General features: G+C 31.4%; 14 protein-coding genes and 2 pseudogenes. 11 read left to right on the forward strand and 5 right to left on the reverse strand.

Going from position 1 to position 20,790, the window contains the following annotated elements; translation table 11 throughout:
* Positions 1-309 precede the first annotated feature (309 nt).
* From NHG49_RS27700 to NHG49_RS27725, 5 genes and pseudogenes are all read left to right on the forward strand, one after another.
* On the forward strand, positions 310-1,593 hold the full coding sequence (locus NHG49_RS27700) for a replication-relaxation family protein (protein ID WP_222661412.1): 1,284 nt from the start codon (positions 310-312) through the stop codon (positions 1,591-1,593).
* Positions 1,594-1,783: 190 nt separating this feature from the next.
* The gene (locus NHG49_RS27705; protein ID WP_258126921.1) at positions 1,784-2,170 is read left to right on the forward strand and encodes a hypothetical protein; all 387 of its coding nucleotides are present in this window, start codon (positions 1,784-1,786) and stop codon (positions 2,168-2,170) included.
* A 17-nt stretch (positions 2,171-2,187) separates the two neighbouring features.
* Positions 2,188-2,994 (forward strand): annotated as a pseudogene (locus tag NHG49_RS27710) (hypothetical protein); the annotation flags it as partial.
* A gap of 14 nt (positions 2,995-3,008) precedes the next feature.
* Positions 3,009-4,940: pseudogene (locus NHG49_RS27715) on the forward strand (ABC transporter permease); the annotation flags it as partial.
* Between the two features lie 592 nt (positions 4,941-5,532).
* A complete protein-coding gene (locus tag NHG49_RS27725; RefSeq protein ID WP_258126923.1) occupies positions 5,533-5,970 on the forward strand; it encodes a GNAT family N-acetyltransferase in 438 nt (145 codons plus the stop codon).
* Between the two features lie 266 nt (positions 5,971-6,236).
* Here the strand turns inward: NHG49_RS27725 and NHG49_RS27730 are convergent, their stop codons facing one another.
* The 4 genes from NHG49_RS27730 to NHG49_RS27745 form a co-directional block, all read right to left on the reverse strand.
* The gene (locus tag NHG49_RS27730; RefSeq protein WP_229135896.1) at positions 6,237-7,460 is read right to left on the reverse strand and encodes an MFS transporter; all 1,224 of its coding nucleotides are present in this window, start codon (positions 7,458-7,460) and stop codon (positions 6,237-6,239) included.
* Complete coding sequence (locus NHG49_RS27735; RefSeq protein WP_258126924.1) at positions 7,457-8,572, reverse strand: SagB/ThcOx family dehydrogenase; 1,116 nt, start codon at positions 8,570-8,572, stop codon at positions 7,457-7,459. Before NHG49_RS27735 ends, NHG49_RS27730 begins: the two co-directional genes overlap by 4 nt.
* 884 nt (positions 8,573-9,456) lie before the next feature.
* Positions 9,457-9,600, reverse strand: coding sequence for a hypothetical protein (locus NHG49_RS27740; RefSeq protein ID WP_165915447.1), 144 nt, complete (start codon positions 9,598-9,600; stop codon positions 9,457-9,459).
* Positions 9,601-10,543: 943 nt separating this feature from the next.
* Positions 10,544-12,253 (reverse strand): hypothetical protein, encoded by a 1,710-nt coding sequence (locus NHG49_RS27745; RefSeq protein ID WP_258126925.1) that lies wholly within the window; start codon positions 12,251-12,253, stop codon positions 10,544-10,546.
* A gap of 1,482 nt (positions 12,254-13,735) precedes the next feature.
* Between NHG49_RS27745 and NHG49_RS27750 the strand changes: the two genes are divergently transcribed.
* Positions 13,736-15,433, forward strand: coding sequence for a helix-turn-helix domain-containing protein (locus tag NHG49_RS27750; RefSeq protein WP_222661406.1), 1,698 nt, complete (start codon positions 13,736-13,738; stop codon positions 15,431-15,433).
* Between the two features lie 161 nt (positions 15,434-15,594).
* On the opposite strand, the gene NHG49_RS27755 is transcribed toward NHG49_RS27750, so the two are convergent.
* Positions 15,595-16,062: an RsfA family transcriptional regulator gene (locus NHG49_RS27755; RefSeq protein ID WP_064474261.1), complete on the reverse strand. Its 468-nt coding sequence runs from the start codon at positions 16,060-16,062 to the stop codon at positions 15,595-15,597.
* A gap of 342 nt (positions 16,063-16,404) precedes the next feature.
* Here NHG49_RS27755 and NHG49_RS27760 point away from each other — a divergent pair, with 342 nt between their 5' ends.
* From NHG49_RS27760 to NHG49_RS27780, 5 genes are all read left to right on the forward strand, one after another.
* Positions 16,405-18,045: a S8 family peptidase gene (locus tag NHG49_RS27760; protein WP_258126926.1), complete on the forward strand. Its 1,641-nt coding sequence runs from the start codon at positions 16,405-16,407 to the stop codon at positions 18,043-18,045.
* Positions 18,046-18,253: 208 nt separating this feature from the next.
* A complete protein-coding gene (locus NHG49_RS27765) occupies positions 18,254-18,601 on the forward strand; it encodes a YxeA family protein (RefSeq protein WP_000822914.1) in 348 nt (115 codons plus the stop codon).
* A gap of 337 nt (positions 18,602-18,938) precedes the next feature.
* On the forward strand, positions 18,939-19,346 hold the full coding sequence (gene mntA / locus NHG49_RS27770; RefSeq protein ID WP_000577223.1) for a type VII toxin-antitoxin system MntA family adenylyltransferase antitoxin: 408 nt from the start codon (positions 18,939-18,941) through the stop codon (positions 19,344-19,346).
* Positions 19,336-19,749 (forward strand): type VII toxin-antitoxin system HepT family RNase toxin, encoded by a 414-nt coding sequence (gene hepT, locus NHG49_RS27775; protein WP_046956013.1) that lies wholly within the window; start codon positions 19,336-19,338, stop codon positions 19,747-19,749. The genes mntA and hepT overlap by 11 nt, the downstream gene beginning before the upstream one ends.
* A 415-nt stretch (positions 19,750-20,164) precedes the next feature.
* Positions 20,165-20,575: a hypothetical protein gene (locus NHG49_RS27780; protein WP_088047569.1), complete on the forward strand. Its 411-nt coding sequence runs from the start codon at positions 20,165-20,167 to the stop codon at positions 20,573-20,575.
* Positions 20,576-20,790: the final 215 nt, after the last annotated feature.

Genomic DNA, 20,790 nt, shown 5'->3' on the forward strand with positions numbered 1-20,790 from the left:
ATCTAATAAATGTTAGGACGTCATAACATTATTTTTATAACAGAATTTCATTATAACTATTGTTAGATGTCTAGTAGTATATCGGCCTAACAACATGAAAGATTTAATAGGTCCATATAAACCCATGATTTTTAATGGATTTATAATAGTAGTTACCATCCCAACTCTGGTGTACAAAATAGGGTATCTCTGAAAAGCAAAACCTCTTATTCATGTTTTCTTATTTTACAACCACTATATCAATGTAATAGTATATTAAAAATGACAATTATTTAATTTAAGTCTAATTCAATATAAGAGGTGTATACTTTGTCCGGAGAAGTGTATAAATATAAACGACCAGGTACCAAAAAACATTTTCACTTAAAAGAAGCAGACGTTTTTATGTTAACAGTTTTATATTACAAAAGAGCTCTTACAACACGACAAATCACAATGTTATATAGTGCATTTGAGGGAAGAGAATGTTCTGAAGCTAGCATATTTACAAAACTTGACCGATACTCACAATACGGGGCTATGCTAACTAAAAAAATAGATAAAAGGGATGACAGCATTACGAAACGTGCCTTATTTTCCTTAAAAGAAAAAGCAATTGAATTTTTAATGGGGATAGGGAGAATTCCCATTAAAAGTTCCAAAAGAAGGTACTCACGAGCAACTTCTTTTCACACAGTATGTTCACGCGAAGTCATTATGCGTACTCTTCTAGCGACTACAAAGAAAACTCAAACCAATGAATTATTATATAAAATGGATATTCGTTCTTTTTACCAGAAACAAAATATGAAAATTGAGGATGACCAGTTGCCTTTGATTCCAGATGAACATATTTCATATCAAGGTAAAAATATCTATATCGAGATGGATATGTGTAAAGAAACAAATGCTACCTTAGTTGAAAAAGTAGGTAAGTACATAGAATTCTCACAAAAAACGACTGAGAATATAACCGTTGTTTTTGTTATGTACGACAAAACTATGTTTCTTGCAGAAGATGCTGAACCACCATACGTGCGGATGAAAAATCTATTATTTTCTATGCGGAAATATCATGAAATTTTAATGAATCAAACCAATCTACATCTACACGTCTGCTCACTTAAAAATGCTGGAGATGTTATTTCAGATATCATCCTTGGAAAAGATGATAATCAAAACTTCGAACAAGATATTCTTTTATCTTTATCTCAACGTACAGTAGGAGATGCCGATTGGCGTTACGCATTTGTTGAAAAGGTTCAAACGTTCAAAGAATCAATAGATGGAGGACTTCGACGAACGTATAGGAGAGATAAAGATGTGATCCAAGATTTCTTTTTTATTTTCGGAAATGAAAATGATTACAGGATGATTGCTAGACTAGACGATGTCGTATTTTCAAGAAAAGAAGGGGACGAAGGCGTTCCACTTGTTGTTATTTATCCGAAACGTGAGAAACCTAGAGATATTCTTTTAATGAACACTTATAACAACGTACTACTACTATCCTTACAAAATGAGAGTGTCACTATGGACGCGAATGAACAGATCATGGCACGTACTGCAAATAACATTCATCCAAAAAGACGTAAACTTGTAGAATTATATTAATCTATTGTTTTTTATATACTTATATACAATTTTATTGATTTCTATTTTTTAAGGTGTTAGAATAGCGATTGAACATATAATAAAAACTACAATCAAATCAGAACATATGAAATTAAGGCAAGCGACACACGCTGTTTTTACAGTGGGTGTCGCTTGTCTTTTTTTATATGGAGAAAGGTGGAAAATGATAATGAATTTACAATTTGTATCAACAACGAATGGAGGAGTGCTCTCTGCAAGAGAAGCATTTAAGAATCCAGAACTTGTCCTAAAACATATGACAGAAGAGGGGGCAACGTTTAGTGTTTCTCTACAAGATATCCAAATCCCAGGAAAACCGAATTACTTTTGGTATGATGTAATAATTGAAACGGCAACGAATAAAAAAATAGAAGTAAATATTGCGGTACTTTCACAAGAAGAATACGAGCAACTATGCGAAAGAAATAGCATTGATTTATATTTAAAACAAACCGAAGATGCAGCGAAATTCTTTTTAGAAAAATCAAAAGAACAATTTAAACAAGAATTCAATAATCGATTTACACTCCATCATAAAGCTCAATTATATCTGTAAAAGGTAGGTGAGCCTATATGGAGACATTTAAACAACGATTATCTCTATTTACTACAATTGGTTTAATTAGCGGGTTTATTCTTTCATTTGGATTCGGTTTAGTAAACTACATAAAACTACTTTACTATGCATTTGAACCACCGTCTTCTCCTATAGAAATCACATATGTACCGCTCATTTTAATGTTCTTTTCTTTACTATTAGGAGAGTTCAGCTTTAGGTTTTACAGCCGTATTCCTGCTTTGCATGTAAAAAATGGGAAATTAATAATTTTGATTGCTTCTCATATTGCAGTTGATATTCAATTTTTATGGTTTGCAACTGCTCCGATCCATGCAAAGGTTATTCCATATCTTACGGATAAATCAAATCATTTAAATTTTGGTGAATATGAGGCCTTAGGTCATGTTTTAACAGGGAATTTTCACACACTCACTATGATTTTTGTGTTTTTACCTTCAGTATTTATGATTTTATTTACACTTTGGTATAGTGGCCATATTGTTCGTTACCGAGTGGAGATATTAAAGTGGGTACAAAAATACGAATATAAAAATCACAAGTTACAAAAATGGTTTAATAGCCAAGAAGAACAAATATATCCTGATGTAGAAATTGGGCCTCATATTGAGCATAAAGAAATGGTTCGGATTAAGGGGAAAGATAGAACGCTAAATGCAATTATTATTGGTCCAATTGGTTCTGGTAAAACATCAAGTTTAATTATTCCTATGATAAATCAAGATTTACACTGGATGGTACGTTTCATAAATAAGTTTGAAACAGCGTATAAAAAGAATGATTATGATACAGAAGAAGTAAAATGAAGCATTAATCATTATTAAATGAGAATGTTAATACTACTTCTTTTAAAAAGAATATCCAAAAACAATTACCACAAAGTAGCGTAATAGATGTTCAGGATAAAGAACTAGAGAGACAAAAAGATTTACGGATGTTGTTACCATTTCTTCAACTTTTCAGTGTATTAGTCCTTGGAAGTGCTGCTATCACTACTTCTAACACAATGAAAGTCATTATTGCTTCACGTACACATGATATCGCTGTTATGAAGTCAGTAGGAATGAAAACTAAATATATTATTCAATATTTTCTATTAGAAGCATTTTGGTTAGCAATTCTCGGAACTGTTGGTGGGATTGTACTTGGCTTATTAGCTAGCATTTGGCTAACTTCATATCTAGCAGACGTGCTTTCACTACCCCTACATTGGGGAATTTCATGGTCTGTAATTTTCACAACCATTATTGTGGGATTAATTGTAACCTTCGTAGCTTCTTGGATACCTGTAAAAAGTGGCATGCGTGTATCACCACTTCAAATGTTACGTGATACTGAGAATACAAGTGTGAATTATACTTTACCATTTAAAAAGAAATTTCAACTCTTTATATTTATTTGTGGCATTGTTTCTATTTATGTTTATAATATAGCTTTTACAACAAATACAAATGGCAACGCCATCTTTAAGTGGTTTCTTGCTTTTTTACTTACAAATGCAGTTCTATTATTTATTTTTGCTTTTATCCGTTTTATAGGATTTATATATTCTTTATTATTTAAATTAATTGGTGCTATGAAAAACATAATGCCACAAACTCAATTCCTTGCTTTACACAACATGGCTACTACAAGTAAACGAAGTGGTTTATTGGCAGTTACTTTAACTATTGGTGTTGTTTCTGTTGTCTCTAGCCATGTATTTGCAGACAATTTAATTGAATCAGTTCAAGGCCAATTGGAAAAAGAAGCAATGGGAAATCTTCTTATTACTAGTTTCATTCATGATGAAGAGAAAGTTGAAAAACAACTAAACTCTATTAAAGACATAAAAGGATGGAAAAAAGGGTATCAATTAGATGGAAGACTCCAAAATATTAACGGGGTAGAAGCGGCATCTATATTCATGAAGAATATAAAAGATGATAAATTTTTTAGCTCAACTAAAATTTCGATAGAAGGGGTAGATACATCCCTTAATTCGAGAGCCTATACGATAGCTGAAGGGCGTGACTTAGCTTTATCGGATGCAAAAGGGAAAAAGGCAGTGCTTTTGGACAGCTATAAGAAATTAGGTATGAAAATTGGCGATACAGTTGACATTCAAATTGGAAATGAATCAGTAAACTGCAAAATTATAGGTTTCTTTAAATCTGGTGTAGTTAAAACCGTTGGCATACGTATCCCAACTGAAACATTAGCTACATATGGGAAACCAAGCCGAATTACTTATTCCTTAGATAGTGATCCTCAAAAAACCAATGCTATATTAAAAAAATTAAATGAAAAACTTCCTAGTTCAGCAATGGCATATTCAATTGCTGCTACAGCAATCGATAGTCTTCAGTATATTATTCAAATGTAAAGTGCTTTCTTCTCAATTGTAGCGCTGTTCGCATTTTTAACGGCTGTTCTCACAATTGGAAATCCAGTTGTCATTCGCTTAATGCAACAGACACGAGATGTTGCTATTCTGAAAACAGTTGGTATGTCTTCTAGTAATTTGATGAAATCCATTTTATTAGAAGATACAATTATCTCCCTATCAGCTGGATTAGTTGGTGCTGGAATTGCATTAGCCTTTTCAGGTATCATTTTGCGCTTCTTGTTCCAAATGCCCATGAAAATAGATATGACTTGGTCTATTTTAGGCATACTTTTATCTGTTATAACAACAATCATTGTGGTTTGGATAGCAGCAAAACAATCATTATCAGCTAGACCTATACACCTTTTACAAAATAAATAAATAAAAAAGCGTATTTTGATCCTTAGTCAAAATACGCTTTTTTTCCATTCCTAACATATTAAAAATCATAATTATCTCAATCAACTTAGATTCCTTAATTACAACTTTTTAAATATAAAAAATAATAAATAGTAATATTTTTTGTAAATAAGTTTTAAAAATCAGAAAATACCTTACTACAATAATCTCAATTATGGAATATATGGAGATATTTTTATTTTATTTGATTCCGTTTATTCCCACACCTCTTGCATTGTGGTTAAGTTATAGAAGCCCTTTTTGTGTTAGTTTGGATGTATTATATAATTAAACGTCTATTTAATTCCATTATCCGAGGGAGGGATTTGAATTAACGAAGAAGTACAAAGTAAACTGAACCTATTATTACAAAAAATTCGTGAAACCGTGTCTGCTGTCGCTAGAAAATCGTAATTAGGCGTTGCATCACTATAAAGTTTTTAATAAATTTAAGTTATTTGATAATTACCATTATATAGTTCCACTGCAGGGCATATTTTTAAGAAGAAGTGGTACAATAGATGTGATAATATGTTCGGAGATTTATACGCTTAGTAACTAATAAGGAGGACGTATGGAAATATTAAATACATCTAAATCGGATTTAGAAGAAGTATCACAACTTACCGGTCAAGCTTTAAATGAAGGGTCTGTAAACAGTTATACTGTTGATAATGTAAAAGCAACCAGCCTAATGGAAAAAGTATTAGCAAATAACGGTAAGCTCTTAGTAGTAAAAGAGTCGGAACAACTGGCGGGATGGGTGCTATTTGGCTCTCAAAAAGATAGTATCACTGATGAAGAAATTGGATTTATTTATGAGATTTATATTTTGAAGAATTATAGGAAAAAGGGCTTCGCTAAAAGATTACTTGAAAAATGTATTACTGACCTAAAAACACAAGGTCTAAAAAATGTTCGTCTTGTTGTATATAAAGGGAATAAAGCAATTCAAATTTATGAGGAATTTGGGTTTATTGAGAATCGAATTGTCATGAATAAGGAGATTTAAGATGAGTGTCCTTGTTGTACTGACGGAGGGCATTATGGAATAACTCATAGAATTAAATGATCTTATTGTTATATTTTTAAGTTTAGTGAAATATTTTACATCGAAAACTTAATAACTTTTAACCTCATTAACCAAATTTAAAATCCTTGCTACACTTCATAGGCAGCAAGGATTTATTTTTCCACATCAAAATTAAGCAAATTTGTTATTTCTCTATACGACGAGAATATTGTAATTTCATAGTTTCCCCCTAAAAATGTAATTATTTAAACATCAGAATAATTACTTTTATTTTCGGTTGTATAGCTTTTAGAGTTCACCCTAAAGTCAATGATAATAGCGGAAACTAGAGTAAGGGTACATATACCTAACAAAACCATTAAACTACTATACCCTATTTGATCTAGCAAAAACCCAATTAACACTAAACATAATTGCATAATTGTTCGATCTAACATTGTTTTAAATGAAAAAAATCTTCCATGAATACTTGAAGGGACTTTTTGTTGCGCATATGTATATAAAAGAGGATTAAACATGCCGTATGCCAAACCAAATACACTAAAAGCGAAAATAGTTAGATAAAGGTTTGTCAATGATAATAAAATTTGAGCTATCCCCATCAAACAGCAAGCAAATAAAAGGATATTCACTTGTTTATGATATCGTTTTATTACTCTTTTGATGAGTAGGCCTGCAATTAATATACTTGTCCCTTCTATAAAATAGAGTATCCCCATGATTGAACTGGGTTGTCCCTTTCCAATCTCAATAACAAATAAATTAAAGCCAGAAATAAAGATTAGAGGGATAATGGATAATGTAAGAACTACTTTTATAGGATGATTATTTATAATAATGGGAAAAATATCCTTAAAATTAGTCTTTAGTTTTTTAGGAAGCAATTGTATATCGTTTGGAATAACTAATAAAAAATTAATAAAGTATAAAATTGCATAGGCGATGAGAGCAATGATAAATAATGTATATAAAGGAGCGACGGTTAATAAAAGGCCAGCTAATACAGCTCCAAAAATTCTTGACAAAGTGATTATATTTATATTAATAGCATTAACCGTAATCAAGTCATCTTCTTTAACTAAAGTTGGCAATATTGTTTGTATAGTAGGGTTAAAAAATGAAGCAGAACAGCCAATTCCTATGCTATAGATAACCATCCAATAAATTGACCCCGTATATATAGCAACTAACATTGATAAAACAGATGCAATTCTCATCAATCCAACTAATTGTAATACCTTTAATTTAGAAGTAGAATCTATATAACGCCCTGCATAAGGGCCTATTATAACCCCAAGGACACCACCAATAACAAGAAAAAAAGCCTGAAGAACATGAGATTTTATATGTATTTGTAAAAATTGCAAATTCCCAATTGTGCCAAACCATATACCTAATTGAAAGACTAGTTGACTTCCTAATACAATACATAAATTTTTGTTATGAATGATGGCTTTAAAGGATTTCATTTCAAGTCCTCACCTCTAAACCTAAAATCTCTCCCATAATTTTTAGCTCCATCACTAATATGTCCTATTCCAGATAGTCCGCAAACAATTTCTTTTTCCTTATCTATAAATAGTCTTTCTTCTACTAATTCGTCTTTAAGATGGCCAGTGAAAAAGGCTCCTAATTTTAACCATGAAGCAACTAAATAGAAAGTCTGACTTAGATGACCTACATCCATCATAATAATACGATATATCCTTGGACTCTTGTATTTCCACATAGGTCGTTCTAAACATGCTGTATAAAAAAAGAGGACCGATGCATTTTTTACATATTCTTGACCTGCGGCCATATCTATAATATCTGTAATTTTTTCTTTTTTAATCACATTCAATGAATGATTTTGAACATTGTAGTGATATAACCCTTCTTTTATCCCTGTTACATTAGTTATATAAGGATATACCTCAATAGGATGTCTAGCACCCCCAGAAGGACTTGTTTTAAAAAGATTGGCACCCACTCCAAAATCCCTTTTACAAGACTGTGCCCCCCAAACAAAATAAAGAATTGTAGATAATTCAATTAGGGTAATAGGTTTTTCTGAGAAAGAACGTATAGTTTGTCTTTCTAAGAGAGTCTCTAGGAATTTTCCTTCTTTTTTAAAATCAGGAGTAGGTAATGGTATTTCTTCTACATTGTCATATATTTTATATATAGATGGTGCTTTTATATTTTGTTTCTTATTAACCAATCTTTCATAGTCTTGATTTACATCTAAATAATTATCTTTATGGAGTAACCTTGTATTAAAATGAAAATATTTAGCTGGAGTTCCCCATTCTCTCCAATTTTCAAGCTTCATATCTTCTAGATTTTCTTTTTCTATTAATATATGAACTTCTTGAAGGCTTTTAATTATTTCCATCATTTCGTTTCTTGTTAAAGATGAAGCTCGATCTTTCTGTAGCTGTAGATACGCACTATCAGGATCATTCCATTCTTTAAATAATCCTAAAATAGGGAAAACCGAAAGCTCTAAGCTATATTGTTCGTGTCTAATAAAATCATCTATCATAAGATGACCATTTTTCCAAAAATAAATCATATTTTCGGATATTTTTAACTGCATATCAATGTCTCCTAACTTAAAAAATATGTATCTCTTTTTTTAACGATAAATGACTGCCCCTAGTAGGACAGTCATTTAAGCATTTTTAATTATTTTGATGGAGAAGTCTCACCATGTTCTAAATCAACGCGATTTGTGTACTCATTTTCACAAGGTTTAAAAATTTTCATTTCTCTCAACTCCTTTCTATAATTAGAAGATTATTACAATGTATATTTTTCCATAAAAGATTACTTTTGTCAATTAATAGTCTGAAAGTATTTTTTCTTCTGAATATTTAAACCGTAAAAAAACAACTAGGTTATTAGAAAATATGATTTACGAGCCTTGGGGAAAGAGGGTTAAATAGCATAAAGAGATACTTATTCAACTGTTCATTCAATCTATGAAGAATAATCACATGTTTAAAAAAGAAGAACCAATTTTATCAACGTTAGTATAGCTCTTTTATTAAACAAACATCTAGTTGCTCACATTTGACAAGTAATCTTAAATTTAATCAACTTTTTTCACAATAGGTGAGTTTTTTCTATTAAGTACTTCTAGCAAACTGTATATGGCTCATATTAAGCGATACAAGCTCTTTCAAAGATAAAGCATAGTTTACTATTAAATTGATTATACAAGCGTTTCTATCCATAATTGGAGCTCGATATTTAGCCTGTCTTTCAGTTAACCTCTTTGTCTTCATTCAAATAAGCAGAAAAGGCTTCTAAGATTTTCTCTAAACTAATTGTCACTTTCATTATAATCACCTAGTTTCTTTAGGTGTATTATAACAGAAAGTAGGGTGAAGACCTGCTATCGTCTTTTGCTGCGCATAGTTGCTGACATATTAAAAAGCAAACGGACAAACAAGTTTTTGCTTTTTGATATGTTGATTATTATTTACAGAGCCAAATGAATAAGGCTATCATCATACTCCAAAAAGGAACTACAAAGACTATTCCCCAAAATATCCCTTTGAAAAATCTAATCTCGTTATGCGTATTCATTTCTATATAAGTTGTATCTTTTAGTACAGCCATATTTAATCCTCCCAATAAGAATTGTTTACTACAATAAAAAAAGGACAAACCTGGCCCTGATAGGGATACGTAGGTTTGTCCTTTTGTATGTGGGTAATGATATGTTTAATTACCCTTATTATAACGGAATTTACAAATATTTTCAATTAGGTCAGACATCTTATTAACAAGCATACTAGTAATAATAAAATCTATTATAAATATATATCTTATATATTAAAAAGAAATAAAGATAAAACTATTATAGGTCATCAAAAATAGAGGAAAGATCTACTCCCACAAGAGAAAATTTGATGTTAGAACCTAAAAAATCATAAATAGTAAAAAATGTATCCGTAGATTCAATGATTATCAGACTTTCAATTCTACAAAAAAGCAGAAAGAAAATCATATGTTTCTACATGAAATCGGAAAGAAATAAATACAAATCACTTTATATTTATTCAACTATGGGAATAAGCTTTATTTTCTTTAGTTTGGTAAATAAGGCAGTATCTAACGTTCAATTATCCACATTTTTTTCAGAAAATGTGGATAATTGTTAACATAACTCAGTATTTACACATAACTCACATTATTATTGATGATTTTTATTAGATGAAATAAACGACACTAGTATTATCAAGGATATTGAGAAAATATTATTCACATTTAATCATAATTGTCCTCATATCCACTGTTTTTATAAATATCCTTCTGATTTTTTGTAGGTATAATAGGATAGGTTTTATTACAGAAGAAGAATACCCATTAGTATTATGTGGAGAGTTATAGACAGAAAGAAGAGAACTTGTATAGAAATGCATAAAAAAAGACTCCATTTTACATGAAGTCTTTTTGATTTGATATGTATTAATAGAGAAGTGGAAAAGAGGTATTAATGAAACAAACACGAATAGCCCCCCACTTTTGATTTTTTCAAAAATAGAGAGCTTGTAGCTTTTTATTTTATTTCCATTGCGGTTAGCACCTGATCCGGATCTGTTATTGTTACACCAGAACGTACTAAACGTTCGAAGGTACGCATAAACTCTAGTAAATTAAACTGCTTTGGTAGCTCAATAACACGAAGTTTTTCTTGTGGCAGCTTATCAATAGCTTCGATAAACCATTCACGCACATCACTTGGAATCGTACGTTCTTTATGACCACGAACTTTTAGTTTTTCACGCATTTCAATTTCTAAAGCGATATATGCATGGAGATTTACTCCCTGATCATATGCATATTTTCTAAATAACGTTTCTTCCTGGTATTTTAGATAATTACGGTGATAAGATTCTTCCGTCACTGGTACCGCAAACTTCTGCTTCAGTAGTGCATGTACATTTTTAAACATCTTCTTAATGTTATGAAGAGAGTACATAGAATAATGTAGACCAAAATTAAAGACAGCTTGTTCACGGTCACTATTTCTCTCTTTAGGTATATGCTGGGCAATAAGAGGGTAGATGCCTTCTTTAGCCGCTGTATCAAGAATTTGATATTGAGATGTTTGATGCAATAGTTTTTTCAATGTATATACAATTTTCGTTGGATATCCTTCTTTTCGATCAACCATGTCACGAAGACCACGAATGACACTGCGAATTTGACGATGACAAGTATGCTTTAAAACATGAATGAATTTATTCATATCTGCAGACAGTTCACTAATGTTCATTTCTTGTAGGACTGACTCGATGAACTTCGCTTTACGAGCATAAGTAGCTTTGGGTGTAAATGGATCCCTATGTTGTTCTTCTCCAGCTTCTTTCGAACATAAGAAATCTGAATGGATAGACAGATATAATGTCGTATATCGTTTTGTATGCTTTACACCTTTTTGCATTTTACAAATTTTGAATAGGGGATTCCCCGTACATGGTAATGCAGTTGTTAATTCCTCGATAACCGCGCGGATCTGATGCGGATATTTTTTATGTAAGAAACGATACATCCCACCGAAATGAGTTTTGTTGCCTCTTTCATCCCGCTTGTCTAAAGAACGTTTTAAAGTTGTTTCTGTATGTTGTTGCATTGAGATGTCTAAGAATAGTTTCTTAGCCGCTACAGATAGCTTAAAGAAATCCTTTGTAAATATAACAGGACTAATATATACGTACGGATTTGCTTTTTCTGTTTCCTCATTCATAAAATGAGTGAGTTTGATTGTATAACGGCCATCTACTCCATTTTCTATGGAGATAATGTTATGTAAGTTTAATTTCTTTAATGCAATATAGAATTGAGAGTGTTGGATATAAGCAAATTCTTCTTTATATTGCTTGTAATCTTCCCACATCATATGTATTGTTACATTTGGAATGACACCATTAGTAAAGCATTTCTTATGTAGATATAAGAAAACTTCGAGATCAGCATTCGTAATGCCGTATAATTTATGCTTTCTGCCCGTTTTTTCTGCAATTGCAGACATTGCGCGACGTGAAAAAGATGGCTTGGCTTTTTCGACAAAGCCTTCTACGTCAGCAATACGTTCTTCGTATGTCATGTGCTGCAGAATATCTTCTAAATATGTATCTTTATAGCTGTAGTACTTCTCCTCAAATGTTTCCACAAATTTTTGCCAAGATTTTAGTGTGACTAAAACTGCGTTTGTTTTTTCTCCATTTAAGCTACGTTGATTTTGAATAATAAATGATTTCCCCATCTTTTTCACCTCCGTTCTGCAAAATTCGAAATGAATGCCAGAATACTATAAAATATACCAATTTTGATTATAGCAAATCGAAAATTGACGAAAGGTGCTCCTTTAAGAAGAAAAATATCAACTTGCAACAGCCTCTAAAGCCAAGTGTGTCAAGGGATTGGAGAATTTCATTTATTTTTTTTGTGTTAAGGATACCGCAAACGTGTTGCAAGTTGTGTGATATGTATAAAAGTAAGTGGAAAAGTACCTAAACCCTTGGTATATAAAGGGTTAGAGTGAAAATGGTAGGAAAATTAGGGAAAGGATACCGCAAACGTGTTGCAAGTTGGTGAACGCAATTATTAAAAATGGATTACAATGATTAACCTTGATATAAAAGGATTTGTTCGCACTTATAGATTAAAAGTAGGTAGAGGATACCGCAAACAGTGTTGCATCTTGTGAGAAAAATAAGGGTATGCATACCGCAAACGTGTTGCAAGTTGTGTGATATGTATAAAAGTAAGTGGAAAAGCACCTAAACCCTTGGTATGTAAAGGATTAGAGGGAAAATGGTAGGAAAGTTAGGGAAAGGATACCGCAAACATGTTGCATTTTATGTATGTAACTTATTCAAAATATGAGAAAAATAGCTTAATAACCTTAAAATCACATGATTTTTTTAAAATTACTTGGTTGAGAAATAAATTATACTGTTGCAAGTTGAAAGAAATAGGGAAAGGATACCGCAAACGTGTTGCAAGTTGAGTAGAAATAAGGAAGAGAAAGAGCAAATGTGTTGCAAGTTAAAGAGTTAGGGAAAGCAAAGCGCAAAAAGTGTGCAAGTTGAAAGAAATAGGGAAGAGAAAGAGCAAACGTGTTGCAAGTTAAAGAGTTAAGGAAAGCAAAGTGCAAAAAGTGTGCAAGTTGAAAGAGATAGGAAAAAGAAAGAGCAAATGTGTTGCAAGTTAAAGAGTTAAGGAAAGCAAAGCGCAAAAAGTGTGCAAGTTGAAAGAAATAGGAAAAAGAAAGAGCAAACGTGTTGCAAGATGAGGAGTTAAGGAAAGCAAAGCGCAAAAGGAATGCAAGTAAAGAAGAATAGGAAAAAGAAAGAGCAAATGTGTTGCAAGTTAAAGAGTTAAGGAAAGCAAAGTGCAAAAAGTGTGCAAGTTGAAAGAGATAGGAAAAAGAAAGAGCAAATGTGTTGCAAGTTAAAGAGTTAAGGAAAGCAAAGCGTAAAAAGTGTGCAAGTTGAAAGAAATAGGAAAAAGAAAGAGCAAACGTGTTGCAAGTTGAAGAGTAAAGGAAAGCAAAGCGCAAAAGGAATGCAAGTAAAGAAGAGTAGGAAAAAGAAAGAACAAACATGTTGCAAAATGAGGAGTTATGGAAAGAAAGACGCAAAATCTTATAAATATCTGTTACAATGTATTAAATAAAATAGTAGTAAAGAATTTATGTTAAAAACTACTTTGTTGTGATCCATGGTTTAGGGAGGAATATAAAGTGGATAACTTATTACAAATGTTTCGAGATGCCTTGCTAATCTCTGAGCCAATTTATAAAACGAATGAGCTAGTATGGAATAAGTGGAATGCATACTTTAAAGATGTTGAAAACAATAATAATAAAGTATTAACCTCACCTCATGCTTCCCCATCATTTACTGCATTAGTGTCTTGGCTAGAAAAAAAGGAAGAATCCGGTACTACATTAGTACAAATTTATGCCAAAATTGATTCCTATAAGGAAGAAATATATAAAGAAATTGAAGGATTTATAGACAAAGAATTTCAAAATGTAGCATCTTCAAGTTCCATAATATTAGAAAGAGATCAAAATATAGAAGAGACCAACATAGTAAACCACGAGGATTATTATGAGGTAAATAACTCTGCTGTTTATTATAAATTAAGAGACGGAATTGCAAAGAATCAATTTGAAGAGGATGACAATACCAAAGTTTTACAATATCCTATTGAAACGAAGTCTTCTAATGGGATGGCTCAACTTTCTTCACATAAAGACGAGGATTTAAGACTTACAAATATTGAAGAAGCTGCCCGATGGAATACCCTTGTTGATGATGTAATGAGTAATATGGATGATTTAACGGCAGATTGTTTAGATGCAATTACAATACAGTGGATCAACGAAGCAAAATCTCCAGATGAGTTTATTGATTTTTCATATGAACAAGTTTTAGAAATGTGCAACATTCCAAAGACAGTCGTTAAAAATAAAGAATATTATCGAGCTGAAGATAAAATTAAAATAGCAAAGAGAATTGCTGCTTTAGCGAGTATTTTTATCTATTTAAATGATGAAAATGAGGTTGTAGTATTAAATGACCGCGATGATGAAGGAGAACGACTAGAATTAAAGCGTGAGGTTGTTAAGAGATTATTCGTATTAGATTCGGTTGTATTGTGGAGACATAGTGTTACAAATGAGTATATGGGTATTGAGTCTTGTCGTATTAAGCCAGGCAGCTTTTTAACTAATTACTTATATGGATCAAATAATACAACGGCGTTATTGTCTAAAAAAGCACTTGAATATAATAGTTATAGACATAAATATCATAAAAGGTTAATTCGATATTTAACGTGGCAATGGAGAATTAGGCAAATGTATTCATCATTGAAAAAGCCTTATTCTATAGGAGGGGACAAGGGATTACTAGCAGTAATGGATATTCCAAAAGATTGGAAGCCAAATCGTATTAAGGAACAGCTAGAAAATGTTCTAATGGATTTGGAAAATGAGAAAGTAATCTCTCATTGGGAGTATAGTGATCCGCTGGATGAACAACAAATTGGGAAACGTAACTGGTTTAAAAATTATTACGCTAACTTAGGAATAACTATTTTACCTCCTGAGGAAATGCTGCAATCAATGGATAGGGTAATTGGAAAGAAGAGCATAGAAGAACCTCAAGAACAATTACCTGAAGTAACAGTTGTTAAAGAGATAAAGAAGACTGTAGAATCGGTCGAGCAAATAGAGAAAAAGATTCGTGACCAAATACTGAAAGTACACAATGAAAAAAAGGTAAGCATTCGTGAAATAGCAGATGAAATTAGTATTTCACCGTCTACATTATCGAGATTTTGTAATCATAAAACAAAACGTTTATCTAAAAAAGCATTAGAAAAGCTAACAAAATGGTGTGAAAGACAAGAAATATTAGAAAAGATGTAATATAGACTAAGTATTTATCTTAATAATAGTCAAATTAAAAATACACATACATTATGTATGTGTATTTTACTTATTACCAATTATAATAGTCAGAATTTTCTTTATAAGTAGTGATTTTGGAGGGTAAAGGTCCTACTTGTAACTCGATATAGTTATGCTGTTTAATCCACTACAATTAAATTTCTTGTCTTTTCGATATGGTTCAGTAACATACGATACTCTTCTTCATACATAGTTAAACGTTGTAGAAGGGATTGATTCTCTGCCTCTAAATCTTCAATTTGATTTTGTAAATTTGTCAATTCATTCACATTTTTATAATTTTGTAGAAAGAGAATAATGTCATCTAATGTAATAGACAAAGAGTTTGTTTCTTTTTCTGGTGGGGAGAGGGGAATGTTGGTTCCCACTTTTCGCTCTTGTTTTGCTTGTTGTATTTCTTTTTCGTATTTTTTTCGCACGTATGAATTCCAACGGAATCCGCAAGCAGAAGGTGTTCTAGCTAGTAGTTTTGCGACTTCTTTGAATGCAGCTAATTGTGTTCCCCCGTTATGAATATACTGAAGTACTGTTGATGCGAGAAGTAAATCGTTATCATCAGTCCATGAATCTTGTCTTGAGATTACCACGTTTTAACCCCCTTATATGTTTTATATTACATATATGCAATTACTCAAAATGATAGAATCTCAACTTTTCTTGAAATAATTAGGAGTAAGTTGATAGAAGTATGTATGGTTTTAAATGCAAAATTGCATTTAAGGTTGACTATTTCGTAAAGGTGTAACTATAATGGTTACAGTCATGCGACTTAATTAATAAAATTGTCGGTATGAATTAGTTGTATTAACAAGTATTAAATAATGAATGGAGTTGAAAATATAATCCGATATATAAGAAGTTTGCATAAAAAAGAAGTTAAATAATCTATAGGTTTTATTATTATATATTAATTAAAAGAGGTGCACGTTTTGAAAATTTTTAAGGGAATTCTAGTTTCTTCAATTGCATTAACAGCATTTAATGGAATAGGCGGTATACTTCCAAGTGAAAAATCAGAAGTTGCCTACGCAGCTACTTACAATTATTCAAATAAGCAATTGAATTCTACTGTACATAAGCAAGTTACTAAACAATTAATTTTGAAATTTAAAAATGAAGCGAATTTACCATATCAGGATGGAGTAGAAAAATTCATTACAGAAGAAAAGCAAGATCCTGAATTAATTAGAATTTTAGCTGAATACCCAAATGTAACTATAAATCGACTTTTTAGTTCTTTAAATCCTAAAGAAATTAAAAATCTAGGTAAAGAAATAAAAGATTCCGATCAAATTTCTTCTAATTTGCTAAACTATTATATTGTAGACACTCAAGATAATATAGATGTACAAGCATTACTTACAAAAATTGAAAAATCATCTCTTGTTGAAACGGCGTATTTACAGGAAGAAGAGGCGCCACCAGAAGATCGTTTACCAAATTTATCTGTAAATCCATATGATGAGCCTAGACTTACAAGACAAGGTTACCTTGAACCAGCCCCATTAGGAATTAATGCACCTTATGCCTGGAGCATAAAAGGTGGAGATGGAAAAGGAACTACTTTCGTAGACATGGAGTATGGCTGGTTATTTAGTCATGAGGATTTAGTGAATCAAAAGATTGAATTGATATCCGGACAGAATAAGAGTGAACACCATGATCATGGTACCTCAGTCTTAGGGATTGTTTCGGCAGAAGATAATAACATAGGTGGAATTGGGATTGCACCAAAAGCTAAGGTAAAGGTTGTATCTCAGATTAGAGATAATGGTAGATACAATACAGCTGATGCTATCTTAAGTGCAGTTAACAATATGCAAGCTGGAGATATCCTTTTATTAGAAGCCCAAGCTACTTATGATGGATATGGAGATAAGAACTATCTTCCTGTAGAAGTAAAACCGGATATATTTGATGCAATTCGTATAGGAACAAATAAGGGAATTATTATTATTGAAGCAGGTTCAAACGGTGGAAATGATTTAGATCAATTTAGGGACCGTAATGGTAAACAAGTCTTAAATCGTAATAGTCCTGATTTTAAAGATTCAGGGGCAATTATGGTTGGGGCAGCTTCTGCAAGAGTTCCTCATAAGCGTTCATATTTCTCTAATTATGGTAGTAGAGTAGATGTGTATGGATGGGGTAATGCAGTAGATACAACAGATGCTAAACCAAGTGAATTTACAACAAATCTATATACTTCTAGCTTTAGTGGAACATCTAGCGCATCACCTATTATTGCTGGTGCTGCTGCATCAATTCAAGGAATTGCAAAAAATAATCAGGGAAAAGTATATACACCAAGCCAGCTTAGGGATATTTTAAGTGATTCTAGTACCGGAACGAAATCTAATGATCCAATTAATGATAAAATTGGTGTTTTACCTGACTTAAAAGCCATATTATCTAAACTTGGTTTTTCACCAAACTTAGGTAATGATTCTTCCATTGTATTTCCTGAGGAGCAAGAAATAAATAAAGGGAATCAAGGTTCTACTATTACGTTCCCGAAAGAGGATTCCGATAACAGTGAAGGAAACTCTAACTTCATTTTCCCAGAATAATAGAAATATCTCCTATTTAAAATGAGGCAAAATAGTTTACTCAATAAGAACAAAGGATATGAATTCAATAGAAATATAAATTCATATCCTTTTAATTATGCTATTTTTACTACCTTACAAAAACGTAATGTTAGCGTAATGGAAATGAATTTTGGCAACCAATAGATTAGGATATAATTTTTGTGAGAAAAGATATGAGGTGAATAATATGAAACGAATAGTGCTTATGTGTAGTGTTTTTGTGATGTTTACTGTGTTGTTATCGGGGTGTAATTTAAATCGTCTTGGTACAGATACATATTATGTGCAAATTACCAAGGATGGTGAAAAATTAAAAGAGAAAAATGTAAATGGGGATACGACTTACGAATATAAATTACCTGGATTTGATAAGGATGGTAAAGAGAAAGAAATGGAGTTTACAGCGTTAAAAAACCTTCGTAAAGAAGCGTTTTTACGTATATATTACTCTGAGAAAAAAGGTGTGAAATCTTGGGAAGAGGTTAAGAAAGACGAACTCCCTACAAAGGTGAAAGAAAAATTAAAAGTGGATTAATATATATAAGTCTTTGTTAGAGCAATATATCCTCAAATTATTAGAATGTATATTGAAATAGGCTAAAGTTCTTTAGAGTTGCAAAAGCAAGAGGCTGACAGTTATTGTCAGTCTTTTGCTTTTGTAGGACGAAAATATAAAAGGCATTTAACAGGCGAAGTGTTGGATTATTAACAATTATTTAAGAACCAAAGCTACAATATACCTATTCCTGAATTATAATAATTTTAGGTCAGAAATAAGCTTCTAATTTAGTTTAAGTATTTGTAGTCGTTTAAAGGATTTATGATTGGTTATGATATAATAAAATTCAAGTATAATAAGGGGGATTAATTAGATGATTTTTCAAAGCATGATAACAGCTATTATAGAAAAATTACAAGAGACGGTGAATCCCTATTGGATAATTGTGTTTGGATCAACGGCTGAGAACAGAGAACGAGAAGATAGTGATATTGATATAGCTTATTTAAGTGACACAACTTTAGGGAACTATGAACGTTTTTTATTAGCACAGGAGTTAGCTAACATTGTTCATAGAGATGTTGATTTAGTTGATTTATCCGAAGCTTCTACAGTTTTTCAAGCTCAGATTATACATACAGGAAAGACAATATTTTGTTCGGATGAAAAACGTAAAGTTATTTTTGAAATGAAAACCTTAAAAATGTATTCAAAATTGAATGAAGAACGACAGATAGTATTTGATGATATAAAGAAAAGAGGTTCTATATATGAAGAATGAGGTTATTTTAAATAAAATTTCTACAGTAGAGCGTTGTATAAAAAGAATCCAAGATGTGTATGGAAATGACCCTGAAAATTTAGAGGATTTTACAAAACAAGATTCAATAATATTGAACATACAAAGAGCTTGTGAAGCAAGTATTGATTTAGCAATGCATATTGTTGCAGGAAAAAAATTAGGACTACCCCAATCTAGTCGAGAGGCCTTTGATTTATTGGTTACAGCAGGATTACTTAGCGCGGATTTAGCAAATAAGTTAAAGGCAATGGTTGGATTTCGTAATATTGCTGTTCATGATTATCAAAGTGTAAATTTAGATATTGTTCGTCAAATTATTGAAAAACATTTAACTGATTTTAAACTATTTACGAAAGAAGTAATGGGGATATTGGAATTTTAGGCAAAATAACATAATAATAAGGCTGAGAAAGAAAGTAATTCTATGATTCCCAAACCAGCTATTGAAACAATCACTTAATTTCGTAAGAAGAAACGCGGTCATAAGATGAATTTCTTTATGTTGTAGTGAAGTTTTGCATGAGATGCGTGTAGATAATATTAGGAATAATATCCATGTACAATTTTATCAACAAATAAGTAAATATTTTCAAAATTAATTTTTATACATATAATTTATACCTAAAATAAAAAGTTTCCTTATGGAAACTTTTTTGTTTTTGGGTAAATTTATAAAGGTTAATTAATATACAGTTTTTGGGAATAATGATGAATTATGTCAAATCATCTTCATTTACACGAACATGGACGTAGTATAAAAATGAAGCATATCCAAAATAATTAAAGGGGCTGAAAAAATGATTAAAAAACTTATTATTGGTTCTATTGCTTTAGGCGCAACAATAGGAGTGAGTATACCTACATTTGCTGCTACAATGCATTCTCCATCACAGTTTAAAGAAACTCAAAATTTCTATGTGCAATCCCTACATTCTCCATGGCAGTATCTAGGACAAACTTCAAGGGAACTTCAAATTAAAAGTAAGGATCCAAAAGTACTAGCTTTTGAACTAGCGAAAGAAGCGCCATTTTACGAGGAAGAGTTAGTTGACATATGTTCTGTAATTTTAGATGCAAATGTAGATGTTGTATATTGGACAAGTAAGGAATGGGTTAGATTTGAAGAAGGAAATTATGAGTTTAAACATGAAATTAAAATTTTTAGAGATAAAGAACGTAAGCAATTAATTACTGCACTAGAATCTTAGATCTTTTACAAAAAGAAGCTATACTCCCCTTATAGTAGATAGGATAAAGAAAACACATTAACCTATTTACTATGGAGGGGAGTTTTCTATGAGTAAAATTAGCACCACTGATGAAGTAGAATTTAAGAAAAAAGCAGTCGATTTATATTAAAAGAAGGAATGACATATAAATAATTGAGTCTTTTTTTGTTTAACATGTGTACGTTTATTACTGA

Origin of the sequence: Bacillus sp. IBL03825, assembly GCF_024712505.1 — a bacterium.
GTDB lineage: Bacteria > Bacillota > Bacilli > Bacillales > Bacillaceae_G > Bacillus_A > Bacillus_A wiedmannii.

Bases quoted from the DNA above. Each gene is read 5' to 3' on its own strand.
- NHG49_RS27705 (WP_258126921.1), top strand. From the start codon at position 1,784: ATGAATTTACAATTTGTATCAACAACGAATGGAGGAGTGCTCTCTGCA.
- NHG49_RS27725 (WP_258126923.1), top strand. From the start codon at position 5,533: ATGGAAATATTAAATACATCTAAATCGGATTTAGAAGAAGTATCACAA.
- NHG49_RS27730 (WP_229135896.1), bottom strand. From the start codon at position 7,460: ATGAAATCCTTTAAAGCCATCATTCATAACAAAAATTTATGTATTGTA.
- NHG49_RS27735 (WP_258126924.1), bottom strand. From the start codon at position 8,572: ATGCAGTTAAAAATATCCGAAAATATGATTTATTTTTGGAAAAATGGT.
- NHG49_RS27740 (WP_165915447.1), bottom strand. From the start codon at position 9,600: ATGGCTGTACTAAAAGATACAACTTATATAGAAATGAATACGCATAAC.
- NHG49_RS27745 (WP_258126925.1), bottom strand. From the start codon at position 12,253: ATGGGGAAATCATTTATTATTCAAAATCAACGTAGCTTAAATGGAGAA.
- NHG49_RS27765 (WP_000822914.1), top strand. From the start codon at position 18,254: ATGAAACGAATAGTGCTTATGTGTAGTGTTTTTGTGATGTTTACTGTG.
- mntA (WP_000577223.1), top strand. From the start codon at position 18,939: ATGATTTTTCAAAGCATGATAACAGCTATTATAGAAAAATTACAAGAG.
- hepT (WP_046956013.1), top strand. From the start codon at position 19,336: ATGAAGAATGAGGTTATTTTAAATAAAATTTCTACAGTAGAGCGTTGT.
- NHG49_RS27780 (WP_088047569.1), top strand. From the start codon at position 20,165: ATGATTAAAAAACTTATTATTGGTTCTATTGCTTTAGGCGCAACAATA.